The 22,248-nt window shown below is 70.1% G+C and carries 18 protein-coding genes and 1 riboswitch; of the genes, 11 read left to right on the top strand and 7 right to left on the bottom strand.

The window, feature by feature from the left end; all coding sequences use genetic code 11:
• Window positions 1–20: 20 nt before the first annotated feature.
• Window positions 21–96, bottom strand: a riboswitch (SAM riboswitch).
• A gap of 16 nt (window positions 97–112) precedes the next feature.
• Window positions 113–1,444 carry an MATE family efflux transporter gene (locus EV670_RS09830; protein WP_165393286.1) on the bottom strand — a complete coding sequence of 444 codons (1,332 nt, stop codon included), beginning with the start codon at window positions 1,442–1,444 and terminating at the stop codon, window positions 113–115.
• 141 nt (window positions 1,445–1,585) lie between these two features.
• On the opposite strand from EV670_RS09830, the gene EV670_RS09825 reads away from it, so the two are divergent.
• The 5 genes from EV670_RS09825 to EV670_RS09805 are packed head-to-tail and all read left to right on the top strand — an operon-like array spanning window position 1,586 to window position 7,426.
• Window positions 1,586–2,494, top strand: coding sequence for an alpha/beta fold hydrolase (locus EV670_RS09825; RefSeq protein ID WP_130431650.1), 909 nt, complete (start codon window positions 1,586–1,588; stop codon window positions 2,492–2,494).
• Window positions 2,495–2,507: 13 nt separating this feature from the next.
• Entirely contained in the window at window positions 2,508–2,990 is a 483-nt protein-coding gene (locus tag EV670_RS09820) for a nuclear transport factor 2 family protein (protein ID WP_130431649.1), read from the top strand.
• Between the two features lie 32 nt (window positions 2,991–3,022).
• Entirely contained in the window at window positions 3,023–4,690 is a 1,668-nt protein-coding gene (locus tag EV670_RS09815) for an FMN-binding glutamate synthase family protein (protein WP_130431648.1), read from the top strand.
• Between the two features lie 19 nt (window positions 4,691–4,709).
• Complete coding sequence (locus tag EV670_RS09810) at window positions 4,710–5,417, top strand: response regulator (protein ID WP_242616894.1); 708 nt, start codon at window positions 4,710–4,712, stop codon at window positions 5,415–5,417.
• Entirely contained in the window at window positions 5,414–7,426 is a 2,013-nt protein-coding gene (locus tag EV670_RS09805) for a sensor histidine kinase (protein ID WP_130431647.1), read from the top strand. The genes EV670_RS09810 and EV670_RS09805 overlap by 4 nt, the downstream gene beginning before the upstream one ends.
• Here the strand turns inward: EV670_RS09805 and EV670_RS09800 are convergent.
• Complete coding sequence (locus EV670_RS09800) at window positions 7,423–8,043, bottom strand: glutathione S-transferase C-terminal domain-containing protein (RefSeq protein WP_130431717.1); 621 nt, start codon at window positions 8,041–8,043, stop codon at window positions 7,423–7,425. The two genes, EV670_RS09805 and EV670_RS09800, sit on opposite strands and share 4 nt — an antisense overlap.
• Window positions 8,044–8,248: 205 nt before the next feature.
• On the opposite strand from EV670_RS09800, the gene purB reads away from it, so the two are divergent.
• The 4 genes from purB (at window position 8,249) to EV670_RS09780 (ending at window position 13,053) form a co-directional block, all read left to right on the top strand.
• A complete protein-coding gene (gene purB / locus EV670_RS09795; protein ID WP_130431646.1) occupies window positions 8,249–9,622 on the top strand; it encodes an adenylosuccinate lyase in 1,374 nt (457 codons plus the stop codon).
• A 32-nt stretch (window positions 9,623–9,654) separates the two neighbouring features.
• The gene (locus EV670_RS09790; protein ID WP_130431645.1) at window positions 9,655–10,842 is read left to right on the top strand and encodes an energy transducer TonB; all 1,188 of its coding nucleotides are present in this window, start codon (window positions 9,655–9,657) and stop codon (window positions 10,840–10,842) included.
• Entirely contained in the window at window positions 10,839–11,666 is an 828-nt protein-coding gene (gene pyrF, locus EV670_RS09785; RefSeq protein WP_130431644.1) for an orotidine-5'-phosphate decarboxylase, read from the top strand. Before EV670_RS09790 ends, pyrF begins: the two co-directional genes overlap by 4 nt.
• A gap of 277 nt (window positions 11,667–11,943) precedes the next feature.
• The gene (locus EV670_RS09780; protein WP_165393285.1) at window positions 11,944–13,053 is read left to right on the top strand and encodes a porin; all 1,110 of its coding nucleotides are present in this window, start codon (window positions 11,944–11,946) and stop codon (window positions 13,051–13,053) included.
• 51 nt (window positions 13,054–13,104) lie between these two features.
• On the opposite strand, the gene EV670_RS09775 is transcribed toward EV670_RS09780, so the two are convergent.
• A complete protein-coding gene (locus tag EV670_RS09775) occupies window positions 13,105–13,860 on the bottom strand; it encodes a class II glutamine amidotransferase (protein ID WP_130431642.1) in 756 nt (251 codons plus the stop codon).
• A 105-nt stretch (window positions 13,861–13,965) separates the two neighbouring features.
• On the opposite strand from EV670_RS09775, the gene EV670_RS09770 reads away from it, so the two are divergent.
• The gene (locus tag EV670_RS09770; protein WP_130431641.1) at window positions 13,966–15,150 is read left to right on the top strand and encodes a zinc-binding metallopeptidase family protein; all 1,185 of its coding nucleotides are present in this window, start codon (window positions 13,966–13,968) and stop codon (window positions 15,148–15,150) included.
• A gap of 36 nt (window positions 15,151–15,186) precedes the next feature.
• Here the strand turns inward: EV670_RS09770 and EV670_RS09765 are convergent, their stop codons facing one another.
• Window positions 15,187–16,437 carry an NAD(P)/FAD-dependent oxidoreductase gene (locus EV670_RS09765; protein WP_130431640.1) on the bottom strand — a complete coding sequence of 417 codons (1,251 nt, stop codon included), beginning with the start codon at window positions 16,435–16,437 and terminating at the stop codon, window positions 15,187–15,189.
• A 139-nt stretch (window positions 16,438–16,576) separates the two neighbouring features.
• Here EV670_RS09765 and EV670_RS09760 point away from each other — a divergent pair, with 139 nt between their 5' ends.
• On the top strand, window positions 16,577–17,185 hold the full coding sequence (locus tag EV670_RS09760) for a hypothetical protein (RefSeq protein WP_130431639.1): 609 nt from the start codon (window positions 16,577–16,579) through the stop codon (window positions 17,183–17,185).
• A 13-nt stretch (window positions 17,186–17,198) separates the two neighbouring features.
• On the opposite strand, the gene EV670_RS18840 is transcribed toward EV670_RS09760, so the two are convergent.
• The 3 genes from EV670_RS18840 to EV670_RS09745 all read right to left on the bottom strand — a co-directional run bounded on the left by EV670_RS18840 (window position 17,199) and on the right by EV670_RS09745 (window position 22,243).
• Window positions 17,199–17,645, bottom strand: a complete 447-nt coding sequence (locus tag EV670_RS18840) for a pilin (RefSeq protein ID WP_278044414.1) — start codon at window positions 17,643–17,645, stop codon at window positions 17,199–17,201.
• Window positions 17,646–17,764: 119 nt separating this feature from the next.
• Window positions 17,765–19,828, bottom strand: coding sequence for a M13 family metallopeptidase (locus EV670_RS09750; protein ID WP_130431716.1), 2,064 nt, complete (start codon window positions 19,826–19,828; stop codon window positions 17,765–17,767).
• Window positions 19,829–20,038: 210 nt separating this feature from the next.
• Window positions 20,039–22,243 carry a malate synthase G gene (locus EV670_RS09745; RefSeq protein ID WP_130431637.1) on the bottom strand — a complete coding sequence of 735 codons (2,205 nt, stop codon included), beginning with the start codon at window positions 22,241–22,243 and terminating at the stop codon, window positions 20,039–20,041.
• Window positions 22,244–22,248 lie beyond the last annotated feature (5 nt).

Genomic DNA, 22,248 nt, shown 5'->3' with positions numbered 1-22,248 from the left:
CGGCGTCGCAAAAGCAGCGAGGCCGGGTTCCCTGGCCCTGTTTAGCTGCATTTGTTGAGCGCCCGCAAGCCGGAACAAATCGGCGCTGTGCAGCCAGTATATCGAGCCGCGCTCAGACGGCGGCCGGCGCCACCACCCGCCGCGCCCGTTCCTGCCAGGCGCCGCCATGCCAACGCCACGCCATGGCCAGGCCGCGCAGCCACTCGTCGGCGACCAGCGCGATCCAGACGCCCGCCAGCCCCAGGCCCATCACGCTGCCAAGCAGCCAGGCGCCGCCGGCCATCACGATGCTCATCGACAGTGCGGCCACCGCCACCGGCCAGCGCACGTCGCCGGCGGCGCGCAGCGCGTTGACGTAGACCAGGTTCATCGCCCGCCCCGGCTCGAGCGCGACGCCGATCCACAGCAAAGTCACGGCCAGTTCCACCAGCGCCTCATCCTGCGTGAACAGGCCGATCGCCGGCGGGCCGAGCAGGGCCAGCAGCAGCGCCGACAGCGTCGAGACGAGCAATCCCCAGCGGATCGAGGTGCGCACCCTTCTGCGCGCCAGGTCGATGCGGCCGGCGCCGACGTCGTGGCCGACCAGGATCTCGGCCGCCAGCCCGAGCGAGAGGCTGCCCAGGATCAGCAGCCCGCCGAGCTGCTGCGCGTAGGCATGCGCCGCCAGCGACGCGGTGCCCAGATGGGCCACCACCGAGGTCACGACCAGCGCCGCGAGGCGGTAGGCGATGTTCTCGGCCGCGCCCGGCACGCCGATGTGCAGGGCCGGCGCCAGCACGCCGCGCTCGAGGCGCCACCAGTCGGCGGCGCGCGGCACCAGCGCGAGGTGCTCGCGCCAGCCGCGCCGGTGCAACGCCACCGCGGCCACACGGCTGATCACCATGGCCAGCGCAAATCCGCCGAGACCGAGCGCCGGCAACGGCCCATCGCCACGCATCAGTGGCAGGCAGGCGAGCAGGTGCAGCGCGTGCGTGGCCAGTGAGATCAGCAGCGCACGCCGCACATGCAGGTGGGCGCGCAGCACCGCGCCCATCAGCGCATTGAGCGCGTCGAGGCCGAGCGCGAGTGCGAGCACGCGCAGGTAGGGCGCGGCCAGAGGCTGCACCTCGGCCGGCGTGCCGAGCGCTTGCAGCAGCGGCCCTGCCCCTGCCGCCAGCACCAGCGCAACCGCGACGCCGAGCCAGAGGCTGGCGCCGAGCCCGGCGCGTGCCAGCGCGTCGGCGCCGGCGCGGTCACCGGCGCCCAGGCGCTGGGTGATCACGACGCTGACACCGGCGCCGATGATCCGGAACACGATGAAGAAGGTCGCGAACAGTGTGTTGCCGATGCCGTAGGCGGCGGCTGCGGCGTCGGAGACGCGTGCCGCCAGCGCCACGCCGACCAGGCCGACCGCGATGCCGAGCAGCAGTTCGGCCGCCATCGGCCAGGCGATGGCCCAGAGCATGGCGCGCGACTGGAAGGGCTGGACTTCGGAGCTCGGAGACGGCATCGAGGAGAGGGCTACGGGTTTGCAGCCGCAATCCTCGCATTGCCTCGTCGCGCGGCCGTGGCAGCATGGAGGCCAATTGAAGCGGGAGGCAGCGTGATGGCCGAGAGCACCTGGTTCGAGGGCTTCGAGACGCGGCAGGTGCCGGTGGCCGACGGCATCGAGCTGTTCGCGCGCACCGGCGGCCGCCACGACGCGCCGCCGCTGCTGCTGCTGCACGGCTACCCCGAGACGCATGCGCTGTGGCAGCGCATCGCGCGGCGGCTCGCCGATCGCTTCTGCCTCGTGGTGCCGGACCTGCGCGGCTATGGCGCCTCGAGCAAACCGGCCGGCGCCCCGGATCACGCCAACTACAGCAAGCGCGCGATGGCGACCGATGTGCTGGCGCTGATGCGTGGCCTCGGCCACGAGCGCTTCTTCGTTGCCGGCCACGACCGCGGCGGCCGCGTCGCGCACCGGCTCGCACTCGACCATCCCGACGCGGTGCTCAAGCTCAGCGTGATCGACATCGTGCCGACGCTCACGATGTACGAGCGCACCGACATGGCTTTCGCCAGCGCCTACTACCACTGGTTCTACCTGATCCAGCCGCAGCCGCTGCCCGAGAAGCAGATCGGCGCCGACCCCGGCTGGTACCTGCGCTGGACGCTGTCGGGCTGGGGCAGCAAGAGCCTCGACTACATCGAGCCGCAGGCGCTGGCCGACTACGAGCGCGGCTTCTGCAACACCGCCGGCATCCACGCCGCCTGCGAGGACTACCGCGCCGCGGCCTCGATCGATCTGGAACACGACCGTGCCAGCCGCGCCGCGCAGCAGCGCGTGCAATGCCCGCTGCAGGTGCTGTGGGGCGAGCGCGGCGTCGTGGCCAGGCTCTTCGATCCGCTCGCCGACTGGCGCGCCGCCTGCGACGGGCCGGTCAGTGGCCGTGCGCTGGCGGCCGGTCACTTTATTCCCGAGGAGTTGCCCGAGCAGACCGCGCAGCAGCTCGCCGACTTCTTCCTGAGCTGAGGAGAACGATCGCATGGACAACGCCGCCCTGATCCGCCGCTTCTACGGCGCCTTCGCTGCGCTCGACGCCGACACGATGAAGGCCTGCTACACGGCCGATGCACGCTTCGACGACGAGGCCTTCTCGCTGCGCGGTGCAGACGAGATCGGCGCGATGTGGCGCATGCTGTGCGAGGCCACGCAGGCACGGGGCAAGGACGTCTGGCAGCTCGAGTTCGGCGCGATCGAGGCCGACCGCAACCGTGGCAGCGCGCACTGGGAGGCGCGCTACCGCTTCGGCGCCGATGGCCGCATCGTGCTCAACCGCATCGACGCCGCCTTCGAGTTCCGCGACGGGCTGATCGCCGTGCATCACGATCGCTTCGACTTCTGGCGCTGGTCGCGCCAGGCGCTCGGCACGCCCGGCGCGCTGCTCGGCTGGACGCCCTGGCTGCGCGCCAAGGTGCGTGGCCAGGCCGCGGCCCGGCTGCAGGCCTGGCAGGCCAAGCGCGGCTGAAGTCCGGCCTCAACCGCTTCACGAGGACCGCCATGCCGCATTGGCTCATCAAGCTCAACGAGCAGTTCCCGATCCGCTACCTCGCCTGGCTGCTCGCCGGCGTGGGGCTGCTGTTGGCGCTGCTGGTGCTGGTCATCAAGGCCACGCTCGGCGCGCTGATCGCGGTGCTGCTGTTCGGATTCCTGGTCGCCGTCGGCTGGCGCGACGTGCATCAGCCGCGCCACTCGATCCTGCGCAACTACCCGGTCATCGGCCATCTGCGCTTCTTCTTCGAGTTCATCCGGCCCGAGATCCGCCAGTACTTCATCGAGAGCGACCGCGAGGCCGCGCCCTTCTCGCGCCAGCAGCGCTCGCTGGTCTACCAGCGCGCCAAGGGCGAGCCCGACAAGCGGCCCTTCGGCACCCAGCTCGATGTCGGCGCGACCCGCTACGAATGGATCAACCATTCGATGGCGCCGACCGAGCTGGCCTCGCACGACTTCCGCGTGACGATCGGCCAGTCGGCCAACTGCAGCCAGCCCTACGCCGCGAGCGTGTTCAACATCTCGGCGATGAGCTTCGGCGCGCTCTCGGCCAACGCGATCCGCGCGCTCAACGAGGGCGCGCGGCGCGGCAACTTCGCGCACGACACCGGCGAGGGCTCGATCAGCCGCTACCACCGCGCCTTCCAGGACTCCGGCGGCGGCGACCTGATCTGGGAGATCGGCTCCGGCTACTTCGGCTGCCGGCGCGAGGACGGATCGTTCAGCGAGGAGCGCTTCGTCGAACAGGCCCTCGCACCCCAGGTGAAGATGATCGAGATCAAGCTCAGCCAGGGCGCCAAGCCGGGCCAGGGCGGCGTGCTGCCGGGGGCCAAGGTGACGCTCGAGATCGCCGCTGCACGCGGGGTCGAGCCGGGCGTCGATTGCATCTCGCCGGCCAGCCACAGCGCCTTCTCCTCGCCGCTCGGACTGCTGCAGTTCGTCGACAAGCTGCGCGTGCTCTCGGGCGGCAAGCCGGTCGGCTTCAAGCTCTGCATCGGCCACCCGTGGGAATGGTTCGCGATCGCCAAGGCCATGCGCGACAGCGGCATCACGCCCGACTTCATCGTCGTCGACGGCGGCGAGGGCGGCACCGGCGCGGCGCCGCTGGAGTTCACCGACCATGTCGGCACGCCCTTGCAAGAGGGGCTGCTGCTGGTGCACAACACGCTGGTCGGCCTCGGCCTGCGCGACCGGCTCAAGCTCGGCTGCGCCGGCAAGGTGGTCAGCGCCTTCGACATCGCGCGCTGCATGGCGCTCGGCGCCGACTGGTGCAACGCGGCGCGCGGCTTCATGTTCGCGCTCGGCTGCATCCAGGCCCAGACCTGCCACAGCGGCCATTGCCCGACCGGCGTGACCACGCAGGACCCGGTGCGCCAGCGCGCACTGGTGGTGCCCGACAAGGCCGAGCGCGTGTTCCGCTTCCACGAGAACACGCTGCACGCGCTGGCCGAGTTGGTGCAGGCGGCCGGGCTGCGCCACCCGAGCGAGATCACCGCGGCCCACATCGTCAAGCGGGTCAGCGACCACGAGGTCCGGCTGCTGTCGCTGATGCTGCCCTTCGTCAAGCCCGGCGCGTTGCTGGCGGCCGAACGGGGCGAGGCGGACTGGCCGCACAATGTCTATCGGCTGTACTGGCCGCGCGCGAATGTCGCCTCGTTCGCGCTCGATCCGAACTGAAACCCTGAGCGAGACGCGCATGTCGGTGTTGTCGGTCTACCTGGTCGAAGACGATCCGCTCGTCGCGCAGCATGTGCGCGAGGTCATCATGGCCTCGAGCAGGCTGCGTTACGTGGGCCATGCGCCGCGGCTGTCCGTGGCCCGCGAAGAGCTGCCGCGAACCCGGCCCGACGTGCTGCTGTCCGACCTCGGCCTGCCCGATGGCGACGGCACCGAGCTGATCGGCGAGCTCAGCCACGCGCCGGCGATCGAGGGCGTCTGGCACCCCCACATCCTGGTGTTCTCGGTGTTCGGCGACGAGGCGCGCGTGATCAATGCCATCGCCGCCGGCGCCGACGGCTACTTCCTCAAGGGCTGCAGCGCCGACGAACTGGTGCGCGCCGTCGAGCAGGCCGCGCGCGGCGAGTCGCCGATCTCGCCGACCATCGCGCGTCACCTGCTCAAGCGCTTTCGCGACGGGGGCGTCAGCGAGGACACGCTGATCGAGCACGAGGAAGTCAGCGTGCCGGGCACGCTCGGCGATGGCTCGCGCACCGCGGTCACGGTCCGCGAGCACCAGGTGCTCAAGCTGGTGGCGCAGGGCTACGTGGCCGAGGAAATCGGTGAGCGACTGCTGACCACGCCGCGCGCGGTGGCCACCGACGTGCGCAACGTCTACCGCAAGCTGCAGTTGCTGGAGCGCGCGCGCGCCGTCGAGCAGGCGCCACGGCGCCCGGGCTGGGCTTGAGACCCGGTCCGCGCGCCGCCGGCTGGCAGCGCGGCATGGCGCCGTTGCCGGCGTGGCTGGGCCTGCTGGCGCTGCTCGCGGCGCTGGCCGGCTGCCTCGGCGCGACCGAACCGGCAACCTCGCTGCGAATCACCACGGCCGAACTGATCGAGCCCGGCGCCGCGCCGAAGCCGGTGACCCTGCCCGATGAGTGGGAGCACAGCGCGCCCGAGCGCGACGGCGCGGTGCGCTACCGCATCGAGATTCCCGATGCCGCGCTGCATGGCGAAGCCAGCGGCATGTTCACGCGCCGGGCCGGCATGTCGCTGCGCGTCTCGCTCAACGGCCGGCCCTTCGCCAGCATCGGCGACTTCGACCGGCGCCCGCTGCCCGACATGTCGCAGGAGCCGCTGCTGGTGCCGCTGCCCTCGGCGCTGCTGCAGCCGCGCGGCAACGTGATCGAGATCGAGCTGCATGGCGAGCGCCGCCGAGAGTCGGGGCTGTCCGACCTCTGGTTCGGCCCGCTCGCCGAGCTCCGGCCGATGCACGCACGCGCCCAGCGCGACCGCGTGCACAGCGCCTACGCGGTCAGTGCGGCGGCCACCGTGATGGGCCTGCTGGCGCTGCTGCTGGCAGTGCGCATGCGGCGCCTGACCTACGCCTACTTCGGCGTCGCGAGCCTGCTCTGGGCCTGGCGCGTATCGCTGTTGACACCGCCGACCAGCGCGCCGGGTTCGGCGCTGGGCCCGGCGCTGGGCCCGGCGCTCGAAACCATCTTCTTCTACGTCAGCTATCCGTGGTTCGTCTCGCTGATGACGCTCTACGCGCTGGCCAGCATCGGCCGCGAGACGCCGCGCGTGCGCCGCTGGGTGGCCGCCTGGTCGGTCGCGGCCCTCCTGCTGATCGTCCTCAACTGGAGCTTCAACCTGCCGCTGCTGCGCACCCTGGTCTCGGTCGGCATGCTGCTGATGGTGGTCGCGCTGATGATCCAGCTGTTCGACGCGGCCTGGCGCGAGCGCTCGCAGCCGGCGATCCTGCTGAGCGTGGCGGCGCTGCTGGCCTTCGGCGCCGGCCTGCGCGACTTCTACGTCTTTCGCATCGCTTGGGACTACGGCGCGCTGACCTGGAGCCGCTACACGATCCTGGTGCTGCTGGGCGTGCTGGCCTGGATGCTGGTCGACGAGTTCACGCGCTCGACGCTGGCGCTGCGCTCGCTCAACCGCGACCTTGCCGATCGCGTGGCACGCAAGGAGCGCGAGCTGCACCTGGTCTTCGAAGGCCAGCGCAAGCGCGACCGCGAGCAGGCCACGCGCGCCGAGCGCGACCGCATCCTGCGCGAGATGCACGACGGCCTCGGCGGCCGGCTGGTGGCGGCACTGGCGCTGGCGCAGCAGGTGCAGCCCGGTGGCGCGGTCGTCGACCCGGAGTCCGACCCGGAGGCGGCCGAGACCGCCCAGGCCCATGCGCACGAGGCCTGGGGCGAGCTCAAGAGCACGCTCGACGACTGCCTGGTCGAGCTGCGGCTGGCGCTGGATTCGCTCGAGGTCGAGCAGCGCCCGCTGGTCGAGGCGCTGGCCGAGCTGCGCTTTCGCATCGAACCCTCGCTGCGCGCGGCCGGCGTGCGCCTGGTCTGGCAACCGAGCGAGTTGCTGAGCGGCGCCGAGTTCGGCGCCGGCGACACCTTGCAGGTGCTGCGCATCGTGCGCGAGGCGCTGACCAACGTGATCAAGCATGCCCAGGCCAGCGTGGTCTGGCTGCGGCTGGAGCCGGTGATCGATGGCGACGTCGAGCCGGCCACGCCGCGCGCGCTGCGGCTGTCGGTGATCGACAACGGCCTGGCCCAACGCACCCAGCAGCTGGGCGAGGCGCTGCCGCTGTTCGTGCCCGGGGCGCTGGGACGCGGCCGCGGGCTGGCCAACATGGAGCGGCGCGCGGCCGCCGTGGGCGCCAGCTTCAGCAGCGGACCGCAGGCCGAGGGCTGGTGCGTGCAGCTCGAACTGCCGCTGCCGCCCGCCGCGACCGCGGACTAGGGCAACACCGGCGCGGTGTCGATGAAGCTCTGCCGCTGCGCCACCTTCTCGTAGAAGCGGGCGAGGTTGGGCAGCTCGCTGCGCCAGTCGATGTGGGCGAAGCGCAGGTCGAGGTAGGCCAGCGCGCAGCCGGTGGCGATGTCGGCCAGCGTGAAGTGATTGCCGGCGCACCAGGGACGTTCGCCGAGCCCCTGGCTCATGGAGCGCAGCGCGGCGTCCACCTTGTCCATCTGGCGCTCGATCCAGGCCCCGCTGCGCTGTGCGTCGCTGCGGCCGGCCCAGGTCTGCTCCAGCCGCGCCAGGATGGCCGCGTCCATCAGGCCGTCGGCCAGCGCCTCCCAGGTGCGCACCTCGACCCGTTCACGTCCCGAGGGCGGGATCAGCTTGCCGACCGGGCTCAGCGTATCGACGTACTCGACGATCACGCGCGAGTCGAAGACCGCCTCGCCGCCTTCCATCACCAGGCACGGCACCTTGCCGAGCGGGTTGGCGGCATGGATCTGCGACTCGGCGGCCCAGACGTCCTCGAGCACCAGCTGGTAGTCGAGCTTCTTCTCGGCCATCACGACGCGTACCTTGCGCACGTAGGGGCTGGTGAGCGAGCCAAGCAGTTTCATGGTCATCCGGTGCGCCTTGTTTGAAACCCATTCTATGGAAGGCGACCGCCCCCGGTCTGCAGGAGCCCCACCGGCGTCCTTGGGGGACGGTGGTGCCGGCGCGACGGTCGCGGTGGACTTTCTACAATCGTGGCTTCGCCGCACCCAGCTCGCGGCCGCACCCTCCTCCTTCCGCGCCCCGGTCCACGCCGCGGCCCCGCCCGCCATGAGTTCCCCCTCCGCCCTGCTCGCCCTGTCCCCCCTCGACGGCCGCTACGCCGCCAAGCTCGACCCGCTGCGCCCGCTGCTCAGCGAGTTCGGCCTGATGCACCGCCGGGTGCAGGTCGAGGTGGAATGGTTCATCGCGCTGTCGGACCTCGGCCTGCCCGAGTTCGCGCCGCTGAGCCCGGCCGCGCGCGCCACGCTGCAGGCGCTGGTGGCCGGTTTCTCCGAAGCCGACGCGCAGGCGATCAAGGACATCGAGCGCACCACCAACCACGACGTCAAGGCGGTCGAGTACTGGATCAAGCGCACCTTTGCCGGCAACCGGGAGCTCGAGGCCGCCGGCGAGTTCGTGCACTTCGCCTGCACCAGCGAGGACATCAACAACACCAGCCACGGCCTGATGCTCAAGGCCGCGCGCCAGGACGTGCTGCTGCCGGCGCTCGACGGGCTGGTCGCCCAGCTCACGACGATGGCGCAGCAACTCGCCACCGTGCCGATGCTCAGCCGCACCCACGGCCAGACTGCGAGCCCGACCACGGTCGGCAAGGAGATCGCCAACGTGGTGGCGCGGCTGCAGACGGCACGCGCGCGCATCGCCGGCGTGCAACTGCTGGCCAAGATGAACGGTGCGGTCGGCAACTACAACGCGCACCTATCGGCCTACCCCGACGTCGACTGGGAGGCTTTCAGCCGCGGCGTGATCGAGCAGAAGCTGGGACTCACGTTCAACCCCTACACGATCCAGATCGAGCCGCACGACTACATGGCCGAGCTGTTCGACGCGGTCACGCGCGCCAACACCATCCTGATCGACTGGTCGCGCGATGTCTGGGGCTACATCTCGCTCGGCTACTTCAAGCAGCGGCTCAAGGAAGGCGAGATCGGCAGCAGCACGATGCCGCACAAGGTCAACCCGATCGACTTCGAGAACGCCGAGGGCAACCTGGGCCTGGCCAACGCGCTGCTGACGCACCTGAGCCAGAAGCTGCCGATCAGCCGCTGGCAGCGTGACCTGACCGACAGCACCGTGCTGCGCAACATGGGCGTGGCGCTCGGCTACGCGCTGCTGGCCTGGGACTCGCTGGCGCGCGGCCTCGGCAAGCTGGAAATCAACAAGGCGGCACTGGTCGAGGACCTCGACGCCGCCTGGGAAGTGCTGGCCGAACCGATCCAGACTGTCATGCGCCGCTACGCCCTGCCCAACCCCTACGAGCGCCTGAAGGAGCTGACGCGCGGCAAGGCGATCACGCGTGAGTCGATCCTCGAGTTCATCGCCACGCTCGAACTGCCCGAGGCCGAGAAGGCGCGGTTATTGGCGATGACGCCGGCGAGCTATACCGGCATCGCGGCGGAGCTGGCCGGGCGCATTCGTTGAACAACCCGCGCCGCAACCAGACACGATCGCAAATGCTTTGGTCCACCTCTCTGCTTTCGCGCCGCTGGCGCGACGCAACCGCCGCTTTTGGCGCAGTTGGCTTCATCCTCCTTTCCGCGCCTGTGGAATCCGCGACCAAGAGCTCGATTCCGGCGGAAGTCCTTGTATTGCTGCAGAAGCGACTTCTGGTTGACGCCGAAGTTTTGGCGCCTGGCAGTGGGAAGCTGGCGTCTCGAATGCAACTGGTGGCCAAAGCCTCGGCTGACGACATTGCGCAGCGCTACTTGCGTAGGCGAGCGGCCTCGCAATCAGCGCCGAAGCCAGGGGGAGTTGCGTTTTCCGCCCCAGAGTTTTGGGCTTGGTACACCAACCAGGCCGCCTTGGTACTCGTCAATCTCGACACCTTCCAGAAGGCGGACTACCTGCAGGCCACGGTCAATTCCGGCCCCACGCCGAGCGGCAAGACCTGCATGGCGATGAGCGAAGAGTTGCGCGTCCTGCCCGAAGAAGGCACCGAGCGCGCCCGTCGCTGGGAAGCCGTACTTGCACTGCAGTTGCGGCGTATTGGCCTGGAGGAAAGTGCACCGCCGCGACCGTCGAGCAGCTACTCCGAACTCGCAAGCGCCGCTGCGATGGCGGAACTGGTGCGGCCCGGCGCAGGAGAGCCGCTACCGGCCGGCGTCGTGCGCCTGTTGCGCGGCAAGCTGCGGGCCGGTTCGAATGAAGAGGAGGAGTGGAACTGTGAGTTGAGCAAGTGGATGGAGCGCCGGATCCTCTCCGATCCGCCACGGTTCAAGGCCGAACTGGACGCGTTCATCTACGAAACGATGGACGCGCAGATGGAAGTGATCTTCGACACGCTCGCGACCCAGCGAGATGCGTTCAAGGGGGCGCCAGACGGTGTTCCTCTCGCTGCCTACGTGTTTGGCGTGCAAGGCAGCGTTCAGGTGGAAGCCACCGTGGGCGCAGACGGCAAGGCCGTCGAAGCGACCGTTGTCAAGCGAACGGTCAAGGTACCCGGATTGCTTGGTGCGCCACCAATTGGCTTCGAGCGTCTGTTCGACGCTGCGGCGATCGACCATGCGATGTCGCGCGACCACCGTCCTTTGCTGGCTGACAGATCGCTCGGCCAGCGAGTGATCTATGAGATCAACTGGAAGCCAGATGAGGCAGGGCCACAGCCAACGCCGACCCACGCAAGATCGGGCAAGCCGTCATGAACTTCCGCGACCAACTCCTCGCCGCCGAGCGCAAGCACGACTCCCTGCTCTGCGTCGGCCTCGACCCCGACCCGGAGAAGTTCCCGGCACCGTGGACCGGCGATGCTTCGCGCATCTTCGATTTCTGCGCCCGCATCGTCGATGCCACGAAAGACCTGGTGCTGGCCTTCAAGCCCCAGATCGCCTACTTCGCCGCCCATCGCGCCGAGGACCAGCTCGAGCAGCTGATGGCCTACCTGCGCCGCACCGCGCCCGAGGTGCCGGTGATCCTCGACGCCAAGCGCGGCGACATCGGCGCCACCGCCGAGCAATACGCGCGCGAGGCCTTCGAGCGCTACCAGGCCGACGCGGTGACGCTGTCGCCGTTCATGGGCTTGGATTCGATCGAGCCCTACCTGCGCTGGCCCGGCAAGGGCGCGATCCTGCTCTGCCGCACCAGCAACGCCGGTGGCTCCGACCTGCAGGCACGCACGCTGGCCGATGTCGAGGGCCAGCCGAAGCTCTTCGAGCATCTCGCGCGGCTGGCGCAGGGCGAGTGGAACCGCAACGGCCAGCTCGGCCTGGTGGTCGGCGCGACCTATCCCGAAGAGCTGGCGCGGGTGCGCGCGCTGGCGCCGACGCTGCCGCTGCTGATTCCCGGCATCGGCGCCCAGGGCGGCGACGCCGCTGCGACCGTGCGCGCGGCCTGGCGAGCGGACGCGCCGATCATCGTGAGCTCCTCGCGTGCCGTGCTCTACGCGAGCAACGGTGCCGACTGGCAGGCCGCGGCGCGCAGCGCCGCGATCGCCGCGCGCGAGCAACTCAACGCAGCGCGCCGCGGCTGACACGCGCCGCAGGATCGAGCACGCCGGCATCGCCGATCACCCGCCTCGCTTCGGTGCGCCGAGGCTCGCCATCGGTGCGCCGTTGCGCCGGCCAAGTGCGTCGCGCGAAATGCCGCCGGCACGACTGCCGCGCTTGTGGCTTGACCGCGACATGGCGGTCGACGCGGGCTCTCGACGCGGCTTGGGCGCTCGTGCTTCTGTCACACAATCTTCACCGCCACCGCGTTTTCCCGCGGCCCGATCGCCACAACAACACCCTCTCGCCAGGAGTACCTGCATGAATCTCGCCCTGCGCTCGATCGCCGCCGCCGCGCTGCTCGCGGCCGCCGCCACCGCAGCCAACGCCCAGTCCTCGGTCAAGCTCTACGGCCTGGTCGACATCGGCGCCGGCCAGTTCGAGGACAACAACAACGACTCCGGCGGCTCCTACTTCAACCGGGCCTGGGCGCAGCGCTGGAAAGTCGAGCCGGGCATGATGACCACCAGCTTCTGGGGCATGGAAGGCAAGGAAGACCTGGGCAACGGCGTGGCCGCCGAGTTCAAGCTCGAGGCCTTCTTCCTCGGCGACACCGGCGCCCAGGGCCGCTTCCAGTTCGATACCCTGTTCGCGCGCAGCGCCTACATCGGCCTGACCAGCAAGGACCTCGGCACCGTGCGCATGGGCCGCAACACGACGCCGCTGTTCATCTCGACGCTGATCTTCAACCCCTTCGGCGATTCCTTCGTCTGGTCGCCGTCGATCCGCCAGTACTTCAACGGCAGCGCCGGCGGTCAGTTGCGCGGCGACTCGGGCTGGAACAACTCGGTCAACTACCTCAGCCCCAACTACGGCGGGCTCAGCATCAACGCGCTGATCTCAGCCGGCGAGGGTGCACCGGTCGGCGCCACCACCGGCACCGGCAAGAACTACAGCGTCAGCGCGCTCTGGTTCGGTGGCCCGTTCGCGGCCACCGCCGCCTGGCAGAGCGTCGAGCAGACCAATGCCGGCACCAACGCGCAGGACAGCTGGCAGCTCGGCGGCAGCTGGGACCTGACGTTCGTCAAGCTCTTCGGCCAGTACGGCGAGGTCGACGACGGCGACATCTCGGGCGTCAAGGCCAGGATCTGGGCGGCCAGCGCCTCGGTGCCGCTGGGTGCCGGCAAGATCCTCGGCTCCTATGGCGAAAGCAGCTTCAGCGGCACCGGCTCGGGCAAGCGCATCACCGCCTCGCTCGGCTACAACTACGCGCTGTCCAAGCGCACCGACGTCACCGCCGCGGTGATGGGCGAGGAGGTCCAGGCCGGCCGCGCGATCGACTTCGCGAGCTTCAAGCCGGTCGCCGGCTCGATCGCGACGATCGACAACGACGGCGTCAGCTACGGCATCAACATCCGCCACCGTTTCTGAATCGGGATCTACGGCGACCTGAACGAGGGCACCTGCGGGTGCCCTTGTCGTCTATCGCAGCGGCTCGCCGTCGACGAAGGCGAGCAGTTCGCCAGGCGCGAGCGCGATCCAGTCTTCGTGAGTCGTCAGCGGCTCGGTCACGACCACCGCGACGCGGTCGTTCGGCGTGGTGTGCTCGGCAAAGTTGACGGTCAGGTCCTCGTCCTGCAGCCGTGCCTCGCTGAACGGGTGGCGCCGCACCAGGTAATGCAGCCGCGTCGATGCATGGGCCCACAGCGCCTGGCCGTTGCTGAGCATGAAGTTGAAGCTGCCATGGCGCGCGATCGGCGCGGCGATCTCGCGCAGCGTCTCGGTCAGCGCACCGATGTCGGGCGTGCCGGCGTGGTTCTTGGCCAGCTCCTGCATCAGCCAGCAGAAGGCGCGCTCGCTGTCGGTGTCGCCGACCGGGCGGAAGGCGGCGTGCAGCTTGGGGTGGAAGTCCTTCAGGTCGCCGTTGTGGGCGAAGACCCAGTAGCGGCCCCAGAGCTCGCGCTGGAAGGGGTGCGTGTTCTCGAGCGCGACCCGGCCCTGCGTGGCCTTGCGGATGTGGGCGATGACGTTGTCGCTGCGGATCGGGTAGCGCTTGACCATCTCGGCGATCGGCGACTGGCGGGCGCTGGCGTTGTCGACGAAGCAGCGCACGCCGGCGCCCTCGAAGAAGGCGATGCCGAAGCCGTCCTTGTGCTCCTCGGCGCGGGTGGCGAAACCGGTGAAGCTGAACACCACGTCGGTCGGCGTGTTGGCGTTCATGCCGAGCAGCTGGCACATGGCGGGATCGAAGAGGCCAAGGTTTTGGGATGGTCGAGCGAGGATAAGGCAAGCGCCATGCGCGCCGACATGCCACAGTGCGACGTAGCTTCTCCGGCCCGCACCATGCAACGCCTCTTCGATTCGCTTACGCAGCAGCTCGGCACGGCCTGGAAGCCGACCGTGCTGCGGCCCCGACGCGGCCATGCCTACCGCTGCCGCTGCGGGCGGCCGGTGTTCTTCCGCAACAGCCTGTGTCTGGCCTGCCACACCGAACTCGGCTTCGACCCCGAACGCGGCACCCTGCTGCCGCTGGTGCCGGGGCCGTTCGTGAGCACCTGGATGGAGGCGGCCGCTGCCACCAACGGCGCGAGTGCCGATGTCCCGCTCTACACGCGCTGCGCCAACTACGACAGCGCGGCCGGCTGCAACTGGCTGCTGCCGCTGGCAGCACCGGCCGCCGGGCGCTCACCGCAGCTGCTGTGCCGCGCCTGCCGCCTCAATCGAATGATCCCCAACCAGGCCGAGGAAGCGGGCCGCGAGGCCTGGGCCAAGATCGAACTGGCCAAGCGGCGCCTGGTGGCGCAACTGCTGGCACTCGGGCTGCCGGTGGCGTCGAAGCTGAGCGAGGACCCGCAGCGCGGCATCGCTTTCGACTTCCTGGCCGACCAGCCCGGCGCGCGCGTGATGACCGGTCATGGCGGCGGCATCATCACGCTCAACATCGAGGAGGCCGACGACGCGGTGCGCGAGCGCAACCGCGCCGAGCTTCACGAGCCCTACCGCACGCTGCTCGGCCACCTGCGCCACGAGGTCGGTCACTACTACTGGGACCGGCTGGTCGACGGCACGCCATGGCTGGAGAGCTTTCGCACCCTGTTCGGCGACGAGCGCGCCAGCTACAGCGAGGCACTGCGGCGCAACTACGAGCAGGGTCCGCCGCACGACTGGGTCGACCACTACATCAGCGGCTACGCCAGCAGCCACCCGTGGGAGGACTGGGCAGAAACCTGGTCGCACTACCTGCACATCACCGACACGCTCGAGACCGCGCTCGGCTTCGGGCTCGATGCCAGCGACGTCGAGCTCGAGTCCGAACCCTTCGGTGCCGATGCGCTGGAGACGGCCTTCGACCCGGAGGCGACCAAGTTCCTCGCCTTCATCAGCGCCTGGGTCGAGCTCTCGGCGCTGCTCAACGAGCTCTCGCGCAGCATGGGCCAGCCCGACCTGTGCCCCTTCGTGCTGTCGCGCACCGTGGTGCGCAAGCTGCACTTCGTGCACCGGGTGGTGCGGGGCCAGGGCGCGGGCTGAAGCGAGCGGCGGCGGCGAGCCGGCGCCGGGCCGGATTCAGCCGCGGATCGGCATGAACAGGCGCAGCAGGCCCTTGGGCGTGACCATGTGGCCGGGGTTGTTCTTCTCCTCGAGCACCCCTTCCATGCGGCGCAGGATGCGCGGGTTGCGGCGCGCGCGCCAGATCAGCAGGTCGGCCAGCCAAGGATGGTCGTTGACCTTGTTGGCCTTCTCGTAGAGATCGAACTTGGGCTTGAGGGTGGCCAGCGCGGCCGCGTAGTGCGCACGCGCGGCGACCTCGTCCTGCGGTTCGGCCAGGATCGCCTCGGCCGCCAGCAGGCCGGTCTCCATCGCCTTGCCGATGCCCTCGCCGGTGAAGGCGTAGGTGCTGCCGATCGCCTCGCCGGTGGCCAGCAGGCCGGGCCGGCTGTAGCGCGCGCCATCGAGCGAGCAGCGCAACGGCGCCCCCTTGAGTTCGCCGACCCACTCGCCGCCCGCCATCAGCTCGCGCGCATGGCCATGCACCTCGCAGAAGGTGTCGAACATCTGGCGCAGGTTCACGTCCTGCATCGCGCTGCGGCCGTCGACGCCCTTGGCATGGCTCTGGGCCAGGCCGACGCCGATGTTGAACACCCCGCCCGGCGCCGGGAAGATCCAGCCATAGCCCTTGCTCAGGCGCTTGTGCCAGACGACCTCCATCTCGGTGATGCGGTCGACCATCGCCTCGTTCTTCACGTAGCCGCGCAGCGCCACGCCACTGGGGGTGCGGCGCTCGCACAACTCGGCGGCAAGCATCGCCTGCGGTACCGCGCCGGTGGCGAGCACGACCCAGCGTGCCCGCACCTCGTACAGCGCCGCCTGCGCACGCAGACGGGCACCGGCCACGCAGCCGAGCCCATCCTTCAGCACCGCGTCGAAGCGCACCGGTGCCAGGAAGCGGGCGCCGGCGCGCTGCGCGTTGCGGCACAGGATGTGGTCGAGCTCCTTGCGCGGCAGCACCGCGAGCGAGCCCGGCACGTCGATGCGGCCGCCGCGCGGCGCGATGCAGCCGACATGGCCGACGCGGTGGGCCGCGGCGCGCACCTCGTCGGCCACGCCCAGGCGCTCGAAGGCGCGATGGGCGTCAGGGATCAGGCCGTCGCCGCAGACCTTGTCGCGCGGGAAGGAATGCTGGTCGACCAGCAGCACGTCGAGCCCGCTGCGGGCGAGCAAGGTGGCACAGGCGCTGCCGGCCGGGCCGGCACCGACGACAAGCACGTCGCAGCGCGCCGGCAGGACGCTCGGCGCGGGGGCTGAAACATCATTCATCGGCAAGGATTCTAGGCAGCGCCGACGCGGTGTGCGGCCGATGGACGTCGCGCACCACCGACGACGATCCCCTTGAAGGGGGCAACCGTGACGGCCTGCACCAAAGCTACAGTGTCGGGCCGGACGGGAGGCCGGAGCGATGAATTCATGGAGCCCTTTGGCGCGCGCAATCCTTGCGGCCGCGCTCGGACTGGCTGGCCTGGAGGCGGCGGCGCAGGCGGTCTATCGCTGCGGATCGGGGCAGTCCACCTACCTCTCGGACCGCCCCTGCGGCGAAGGCGCTCCGCGCGGGCGGCTCGGCGTGATCGGCGGTGCGCCGCAGCAGGCGCCGACGCTGTCGTCATCGACCTACATGCCGCGGGCGGCGCGCGCATCGGACTTCCTTCCCTACCTCGGCGCCGAGTGCCAGCAGATGAGCGAGGCGATCCGCACCGGGCCGGCACGCGGTGTTCGCGCCGACACCCTGGCCGACCTGCACCGGGACTACCAGCGCCGCTGCAGCGAGGACGAGCGGCAGGCTCGCGAGGAATGGTCACGCGACCAGCGTCTGCAGCGCGACGCGCGCCAGTCGGCGCAACTGGCGCAGAAGGCGGCGCAGGATCGCAGCGCGCTCGAACGCGACCAGTGCTACGAGATGCTGCGCATCCTGCACGGCAAGCGCCAGCGCGCGGCCGGCATGAACGAGGGCGAGAAGGCCGACCTGCAGCGCGCCGAGCAGACCTACAAGGCCCGCTGCAGCGCGGGCTGAGGGGCCGGCCGCTTCAGCGGCCGCGGCAGTTCAGCGGCAGGAAGTTCGGCGGGATGTCGGTGCGGTCCGCGCCGCGGGCCGTCATCTTCTCGGGCACCGGCGCGTGGCCACAGAGCCAGCTCACCGGCACCACCTGCGCATCCTCGACCACCGCCGGGCGCAGGCTCAGCACGCGACCCTTCAGCGCACCGTTGGCCTGGTTGCCGAAGGCGACGTGGATCGCGCCGTTCTCGACTGTCACCGCGCGCACGTAGTTGCTGACGATCTTCTCGGGCGGCGGTAGCCCGGCCTCGGCGTTGTCGGCCGGCAGCGGCGCGCTGGCGGCCCAGGCCGCGGCAACCGGCCGCTTGGCGATATCGGCCAGCGGCATCGCCTCGACGATCTGGGCCCGCACGATGCGGTCCTGGAAGCTCGGCACCGCGAACAGCGCCAGGATCGCGATGGCGGCCACGACGACCATCAGTTCGATGAGCGTGAAGCCGCCCAGGGAAACGCCGGACCGCCCCAAGTTTCCCTGACGCCCTCGGGGGGCGGGCCGGGCACAGCCCGGCCCTGGGGGCGTCACGGTCGGTCGCGGCATCACCAGATCTTCACACGCTCGGCCGGCGCCAGCCACAGGCCATCACCGGGCTTGACGGCGAAGGTGTCGAAGAAGCTGTCCTGGTTCTTGGCACCGCCGTTGGCGCGGAATTCCTCGGGCGAGTGCGGGTCGCTCTTGAGCTGCTGCACCAGCGCCGCCTCGCGCGACTTGCCGCGCCAGGCCTGCGCGTAGCCGTAGAAGAAGCGCACGTCGCCCGACATCCCCTCGATCACCGGCGCGTCCTTGCCTGCCAGCGACAGACGGTAGGCCTTGTGCGCGATCGCCAGGCCCGAGACGTCGGCGATGTTCTCGCCCAGCGTCAGCTCGCCGTTGACGTGGTAGCCCTTGACCGGGCTGTAGGCGTTGTACTGCGCCACCAGCGCCTGGGTCTTCTTGGCGAAGCGCTCGCGGTCTTCCTTGGTCCACCAGTCGCGCAGGTTGCCCTCGCCGTCGTACTGGCTGCCCTGGTCGTCGAAGCCGTGGCTGATCTCGTGGCCGATGATGGCGCCGATGGCGCCGTAGTTCATCGCGTCGTCGGCCGTCGCGTCGAAGAACGGCGGCTGCAGGATCGCGGCCGGGAACACGATCTCGTTGAGCTCGGGGTTGTAGTAGGCGTTGATGGTCTGCGGCGTCATGAACCACTCGCCGCGGTCGACCGGCTTGCCGAGCTTGGCCAGGTTGCGCTCGAACTCGAAGCCGTTGGCACGCATCACGTTGCCGGCCAGGTCGTCGCGCTTGATGACCAGCGCCGAGTAGTCGCGCCACTGCTTGGGGTAGCCGATCTTGGGCGTGAACTTGGCGAGCTTGGCCTTGGCTTCCTTCTTGGTGGCCGGGCTCATCCAGTCGAGCGTGTCGATGCTCTGGCGATAGGCCTCCATCAGGTTGGCAACCAGCGCCTCCATCCTGGCCTGGTGACCGGGCGGGAAATGGCGATCCACGTAGAGCTTGCCGAGCAGTTCGCCGACCGAGCCATCGACCAGCGTGACGCCACGCTTCCAGCGCGGCGCCAGTTCGGGCGTGCCTTGCAGCGTGGTGCCGACGAAGGCGAAGCGGGCGTCGACCAAGTCGCGGCCCAGGTAGGGCGCGTAGGCGCTCAGCAGCCGCGTGCGGCAATAGGCCTTCCACGACTCGAGCGGCGCGCCCTCGATCTGTTGGCCGAGACCGGTGACGTAGCTTGGCTGGCTGACGATCAGGTACTTCGCCTTGCCGGCGAGGCCGGCGGCCTGGAGGTACGCGTTCCAGTCGATGGCGCGCGTGAGGGTCGGCAAGCCCTTGAGTTCGACCCGGTTGTAGGTCTTGACCGGATCGCGGTTCTCGACCCGGCTCCACTGCGCCTTGGCCAGCGCGGTCTCGAGCGCGAGCACCGCCCTGGCATCGGCCGCGGCACGCTCGGCCGGCACGCCCGCCAGCGTCGCGATCTTGCTCAGGTAGGCCTCGTACCTGGCGCGCACCTCGGCGAAGCGCGCGTCGTCGGCCTGCAGGTAGTAGTCGCGGTCGGGCAGGCCGAGGCCGCCCTGGGCCAGGTCGGCCACATAGACGGTGGCGTCCTTGGCGTCCTGGTGGATGTTCATGTCGAGCGGGGCGCTGACGCCCAGACGCGCCATGCGCGCCATCAGCGCCGGCAGTTCGTCGCGCGAGCGCACCGCATCGATCGCCGCCAGTTCCGCGGCCAGCGGCTTGACGCCGAGCGTCTCGAGCCGCGCCTCGTCCATGAAGCTGGCGTAGAGATCGCCGAGCTTGCGCGCGTCGGCGTTCTTCGGGTTGGCCGCGGCCTCGTCGATCAGCGCGCGCAGCTTGAGCTGGGTGTTCTCGTAGATCTGGTCGAAGGCGCCGGTCGTGGCGCGGTCGGCCGGGATCGGCTCGTTCTTGAGCCAGGTGCCGTTGACATGGCGGAACAGGTCGTCCTGGGCGCGCACGGCCGGGTCGATCGCGCCGCGTTCGATGCCGGAGGCCGGGGCCAGCGCGCTCGGCTTGTTCTGGGCCTGGGCCGGCAGGGCCGCGCCGAGTGCGAGGGCGGCAGCGATCGCCAGGGACGAGAGGGACAGTGATCTCACGACGAACATCTCCTGCGCAGCGCGGTTCTCCGACATCCGCCGCGGATCACGCAGGCGAGGTCGGAGGGGAGTGGGAAGGCGCGGGCCGATCGGCCCGCGTCAACGTTGACGACGGCGCCAAAGGCGCCGGGCCGCACTGTAGCCACGCCACGGCCGTCGCGGCGAGGCGCGCGTCTAATCAGCCGACGAAGCGTGGAATCGGGTGCATGAACTGCGGCCTCAGGACCGAGCCGCCGCCTTCACCTTCAGCCGCCAGCCATGCAACAGCGGCTCGGTGTAGCCGCTGGGCTGCTCGAGGCCCTTGAACACCAGGTCGTGCGCGGCGCGGTAGGCATAGCTCGTATCCCACCGCCCGGCCATCGGCTGGTAGAGCGGGTCGCCGGCGTTCTGGCCATCGACCACCGCGCCCATGCGCTGCAGCGTCTCGTTGACCTGCGCCGCGCTGACCACGCCGTGCAGCAACCAGTTGGCGATGTGCTGGCTGCTGATGCGCAGCGTGGCACGGTCTTCCATCAGGCCGATGTTGTGGATGTCGGGCACCTTGGAGCAGCCCACGCCCTGGTCGATCCAGCGCACCACGTAGCCGAGGATGCCCTGCGCGTTGTTGTCGAGCTCCTGCTGCTTCAGTGCCGCAGTCCAGTTCGGCTCGGCGGTGACGGGCACGCGCAGCAGGTCGGCCAGGATCGCGTCGCGCTGCGCCCCGGCGTCGACCTTCTCCAGCTCCTGCTGCACGGCGGCGACATCGACCTGGTGGTAGTGCAGCGCATGCAGCGTCGCCGCGGTCGGGCTCGGCACCCAAGCGGTGTTGGCGCCGGCCTTCGGGTGCCCGATCTTCTGCTCGAGCATCGCCGCCATCAGATCGGGCATTGCCCACATGCCCTTGCCGATCTGGGCCCGGCCGCGCAGGCCGCAGGAAAGTCCCACCAGCACGTTGCTGCGCTCGTAGGCCTGGATCCAGGCGCTGCTCTTCATGTCGCCCTTGCGGATCATCGGCCCGGCGTGCATCGCGGTATGCATCTCGTCGCCGGTGCGGTCGAGGAAGCCGGTGTTGATGAAGGCCACCCGCGCCGCCGCCGCGGCGATGCAGGCCTGCAGGTTGACGCTGGTGCGGCGCTCCTCGTCCATGATGCCGAGCTTGACGGTGTTGGGCGCCAGGCCCAGCAAGGCCTCGACGCGGCCGAAGAGCTCGCTCGCGAATGCGACCTCGGCCGGCCCGTGCATCTTGGGCTTGACGATGTAGACGCTGCCGGTGCGCGAGTTGCGAATGCCGCCAGCGCCCTTGCCCTGCAGGTCGTGCAGCGCGATCGTCACCGTGATCACCGCGTCGAGGATTCCTTCGGGGATCTCGCTTCCGCCCTCGAGCAGGATCGCCGGGTTCGTCATCAGGTGGCCGACATTGCGCACGAACATCAGCGAGCGGCCATGGAGCTTCAGCGCCGAGCCGTCGGGCGCCGTGTAGGCGCGGTCGGGGCTGAGGCCGCGGGTGAAGCTCTTGCCGCCCTTGACGACCTCCTCGGTCAGCGTGCCCTGCAGGATGCCGAGCCAGTTGCCGTAGGCCAGCACCTTGTCCTGCGCGTCGACCACCGCGACCGAGTCCTCGAGATCGAGGATGGTCGACAGCGCCGCCTCGAGCACCACGTCGGCGACGCCGGCCGCGTCGGCCTTGCCGATCGGCGTGTTGCGGTCGATGCGGATGTCGAGATGCAGGCCGTGGTGGCGCAGCAGCACCGACGAGGGCGCTGCGGCCTCGCCCTGGTAGCCGGCAAATGCAGCGGGATCGGCGAGGCCGGCGCTGGCGCCGCCGTTCAGCGCAACCGCCAGTTTGCCGCCTTCGACGCGATAGCCTGTGGCGTCGCGGTGCGAAGCGCCACCGGCCAGCGGCGCGGCCTGGTCGAGCACGCCGCGCGCGAAGTCGATCACCCTGGCGCCGCGCACGGGGTTGTAGCCCTTGCTGCCCTTCTCGGCACCGTCGGTCTCTTTGATCACATCGGTGCCGTAGAGCGCGTCGTAGAGCGAGCCCCAGCGCGCGTTGGCGGCGTTGAGCGCGTAGCGCGCGTTGAGCACTGGCACCACCAGCTGCGGGCCGGCTTGCAGGGCCAGCTCGGCGTCGACATTGGCGGTTGTTGCGCGCACGCCGGCCGGCGGCGGGACCAGGTAGCCGATGCGCTCCAGGAAGGCGCGATAGGCCGGCATGTCGGCGATCGGCCCCGGGTGGGCGCGATGCCAGGCATCGAGCTCGAGCTGCAGCCGGTCGCGCTCGGCCAGCAGCGCGGCGTTCTTCGGCGCCAACTCGTGCGCGATGGCATCGAAGCCGGCCCAGAAGGCGACCGGCGTGACGCCGGTGCCGGGCAGCACGCGCTGTTCGATGAAGCGGTGCAGTTCGGCGTCGACCTGGAGTCGGTGGCAGGCGATACGTTGGCTCATGGTGC

This window comes from Rivibacter subsaxonicus (genome assembly GCF_004217215.1).
GTDB lineage: Bacteria > Pseudomonadota > Gammaproteobacteria > Burkholderiales > Burkholderiaceae_C > Rivibacter > Rivibacter subsaxonicus.
The sequence above is the reverse complement of the archived record's forward strand: the minus strand, read 5'-3'. Positions and strand labels throughout refer to the sequence as shown.

Coding starts and splice junctions, on each gene's coding strand:
- EV670_RS09780 (WP_165393285.1), top strand. CDS start 11,944: ATGAATCTCGCCCTGCGCTCGATCGCCGCCGCCGCGCTGCTCGCGGCC.
- EV670_RS09815 (WP_130431648.1), top strand. CDS start 3,023: ATGCCGCATTGGCTCATCAAGCTCAACGAGCAGTTCCCGATCCGCTAC.
- EV670_RS09765 (WP_130431640.1), bottom strand. CDS start 16,437: ATGAATGATGTTTCAGCCCCCGCGCCGAGCGTCCTGCCGGCGCGCTGC.
- EV670_RS09760 (WP_130431639.1), top strand. CDS start 16,577: ATGAATTCATGGAGCCCTTTGGCGCGCGCAATCCTTGCGGCCGCGCTC.
- EV670_RS09775 (WP_130431642.1), bottom strand. CDS start 13,860: ATGTGCCAGCTGCTCGGCATGAACGCCAACACGCCGACCGACGTGGTG.
- EV670_RS09810 (WP_242616894.1), top strand. CDS start 4,710: ATGTCGGTGTTGTCGGTCTACCTGGTCGAAGACGATCCGCTCGTCGCG.
- purB (WP_130431646.1), top strand. CDS start 8,249: ATGAGTTCCCCCTCCGCCCTGCTCGCCCTGTCCCCCCTCGACGGCCGC.
- EV670_RS09800 (WP_130431717.1), bottom strand. CDS start 8,043: ATGAAACTGCTTGGCTCGCTCACCAGCCCCTACGTGCGCAAGGTACGC.
- EV670_RS09820 (WP_130431649.1), top strand. CDS start 2,508: ATGGACAACGCCGCCCTGATCCGCCGCTTCTACGGCGCCTTCGCTGCG.
- EV670_RS09745 (WP_130431637.1), bottom strand. CDS start 22,243: ATGAGCCAACGTATCGCCTGCCACCGACTCCAGGTCGACGCCGAACTG.
- EV670_RS09830 (WP_165393286.1), bottom strand. CDS start 1,444: ATGCTCTGGGCCATCGCCTGGCCGATGGCGGCCGAACTGCTGCTCGGC.
- EV670_RS09825 (WP_130431650.1), top strand. CDS start 1,586: ATGGCCGAGAGCACCTGGTTCGAGGGCTTCGAGACGCGGCAGGTGCCG.
- EV670_RS18840 (WP_278044414.1), bottom strand. CDS start 17,645: ATGGTCGTCGTGGCCGCCATCGCGATCCTGGCGCTGTTCGCGGTGCCG.
- EV670_RS09750 (WP_130431716.1), bottom strand. CDS start 19,828: ATGTTCGTCGTGAGATCACTGTCCCTCTCGTCCCTGGCGATCGCTGCC.
- EV670_RS09790 (WP_130431645.1), top strand. CDS start 9,655: ATGCTTTGGTCCACCTCTCTGCTTTCGCGCCGCTGGCGCGACGCAACC.
- pyrF (WP_130431644.1), top strand. CDS start 10,839: ATGAACTTCCGCGACCAACTCCTCGCCGCCGAGCGCAAGCACGACTCC.
- EV670_RS09770 (WP_130431641.1), top strand. CDS start 13,966: ATGCAACGCCTCTTCGATTCGCTTACGCAGCAGCTCGGCACGGCCTGG.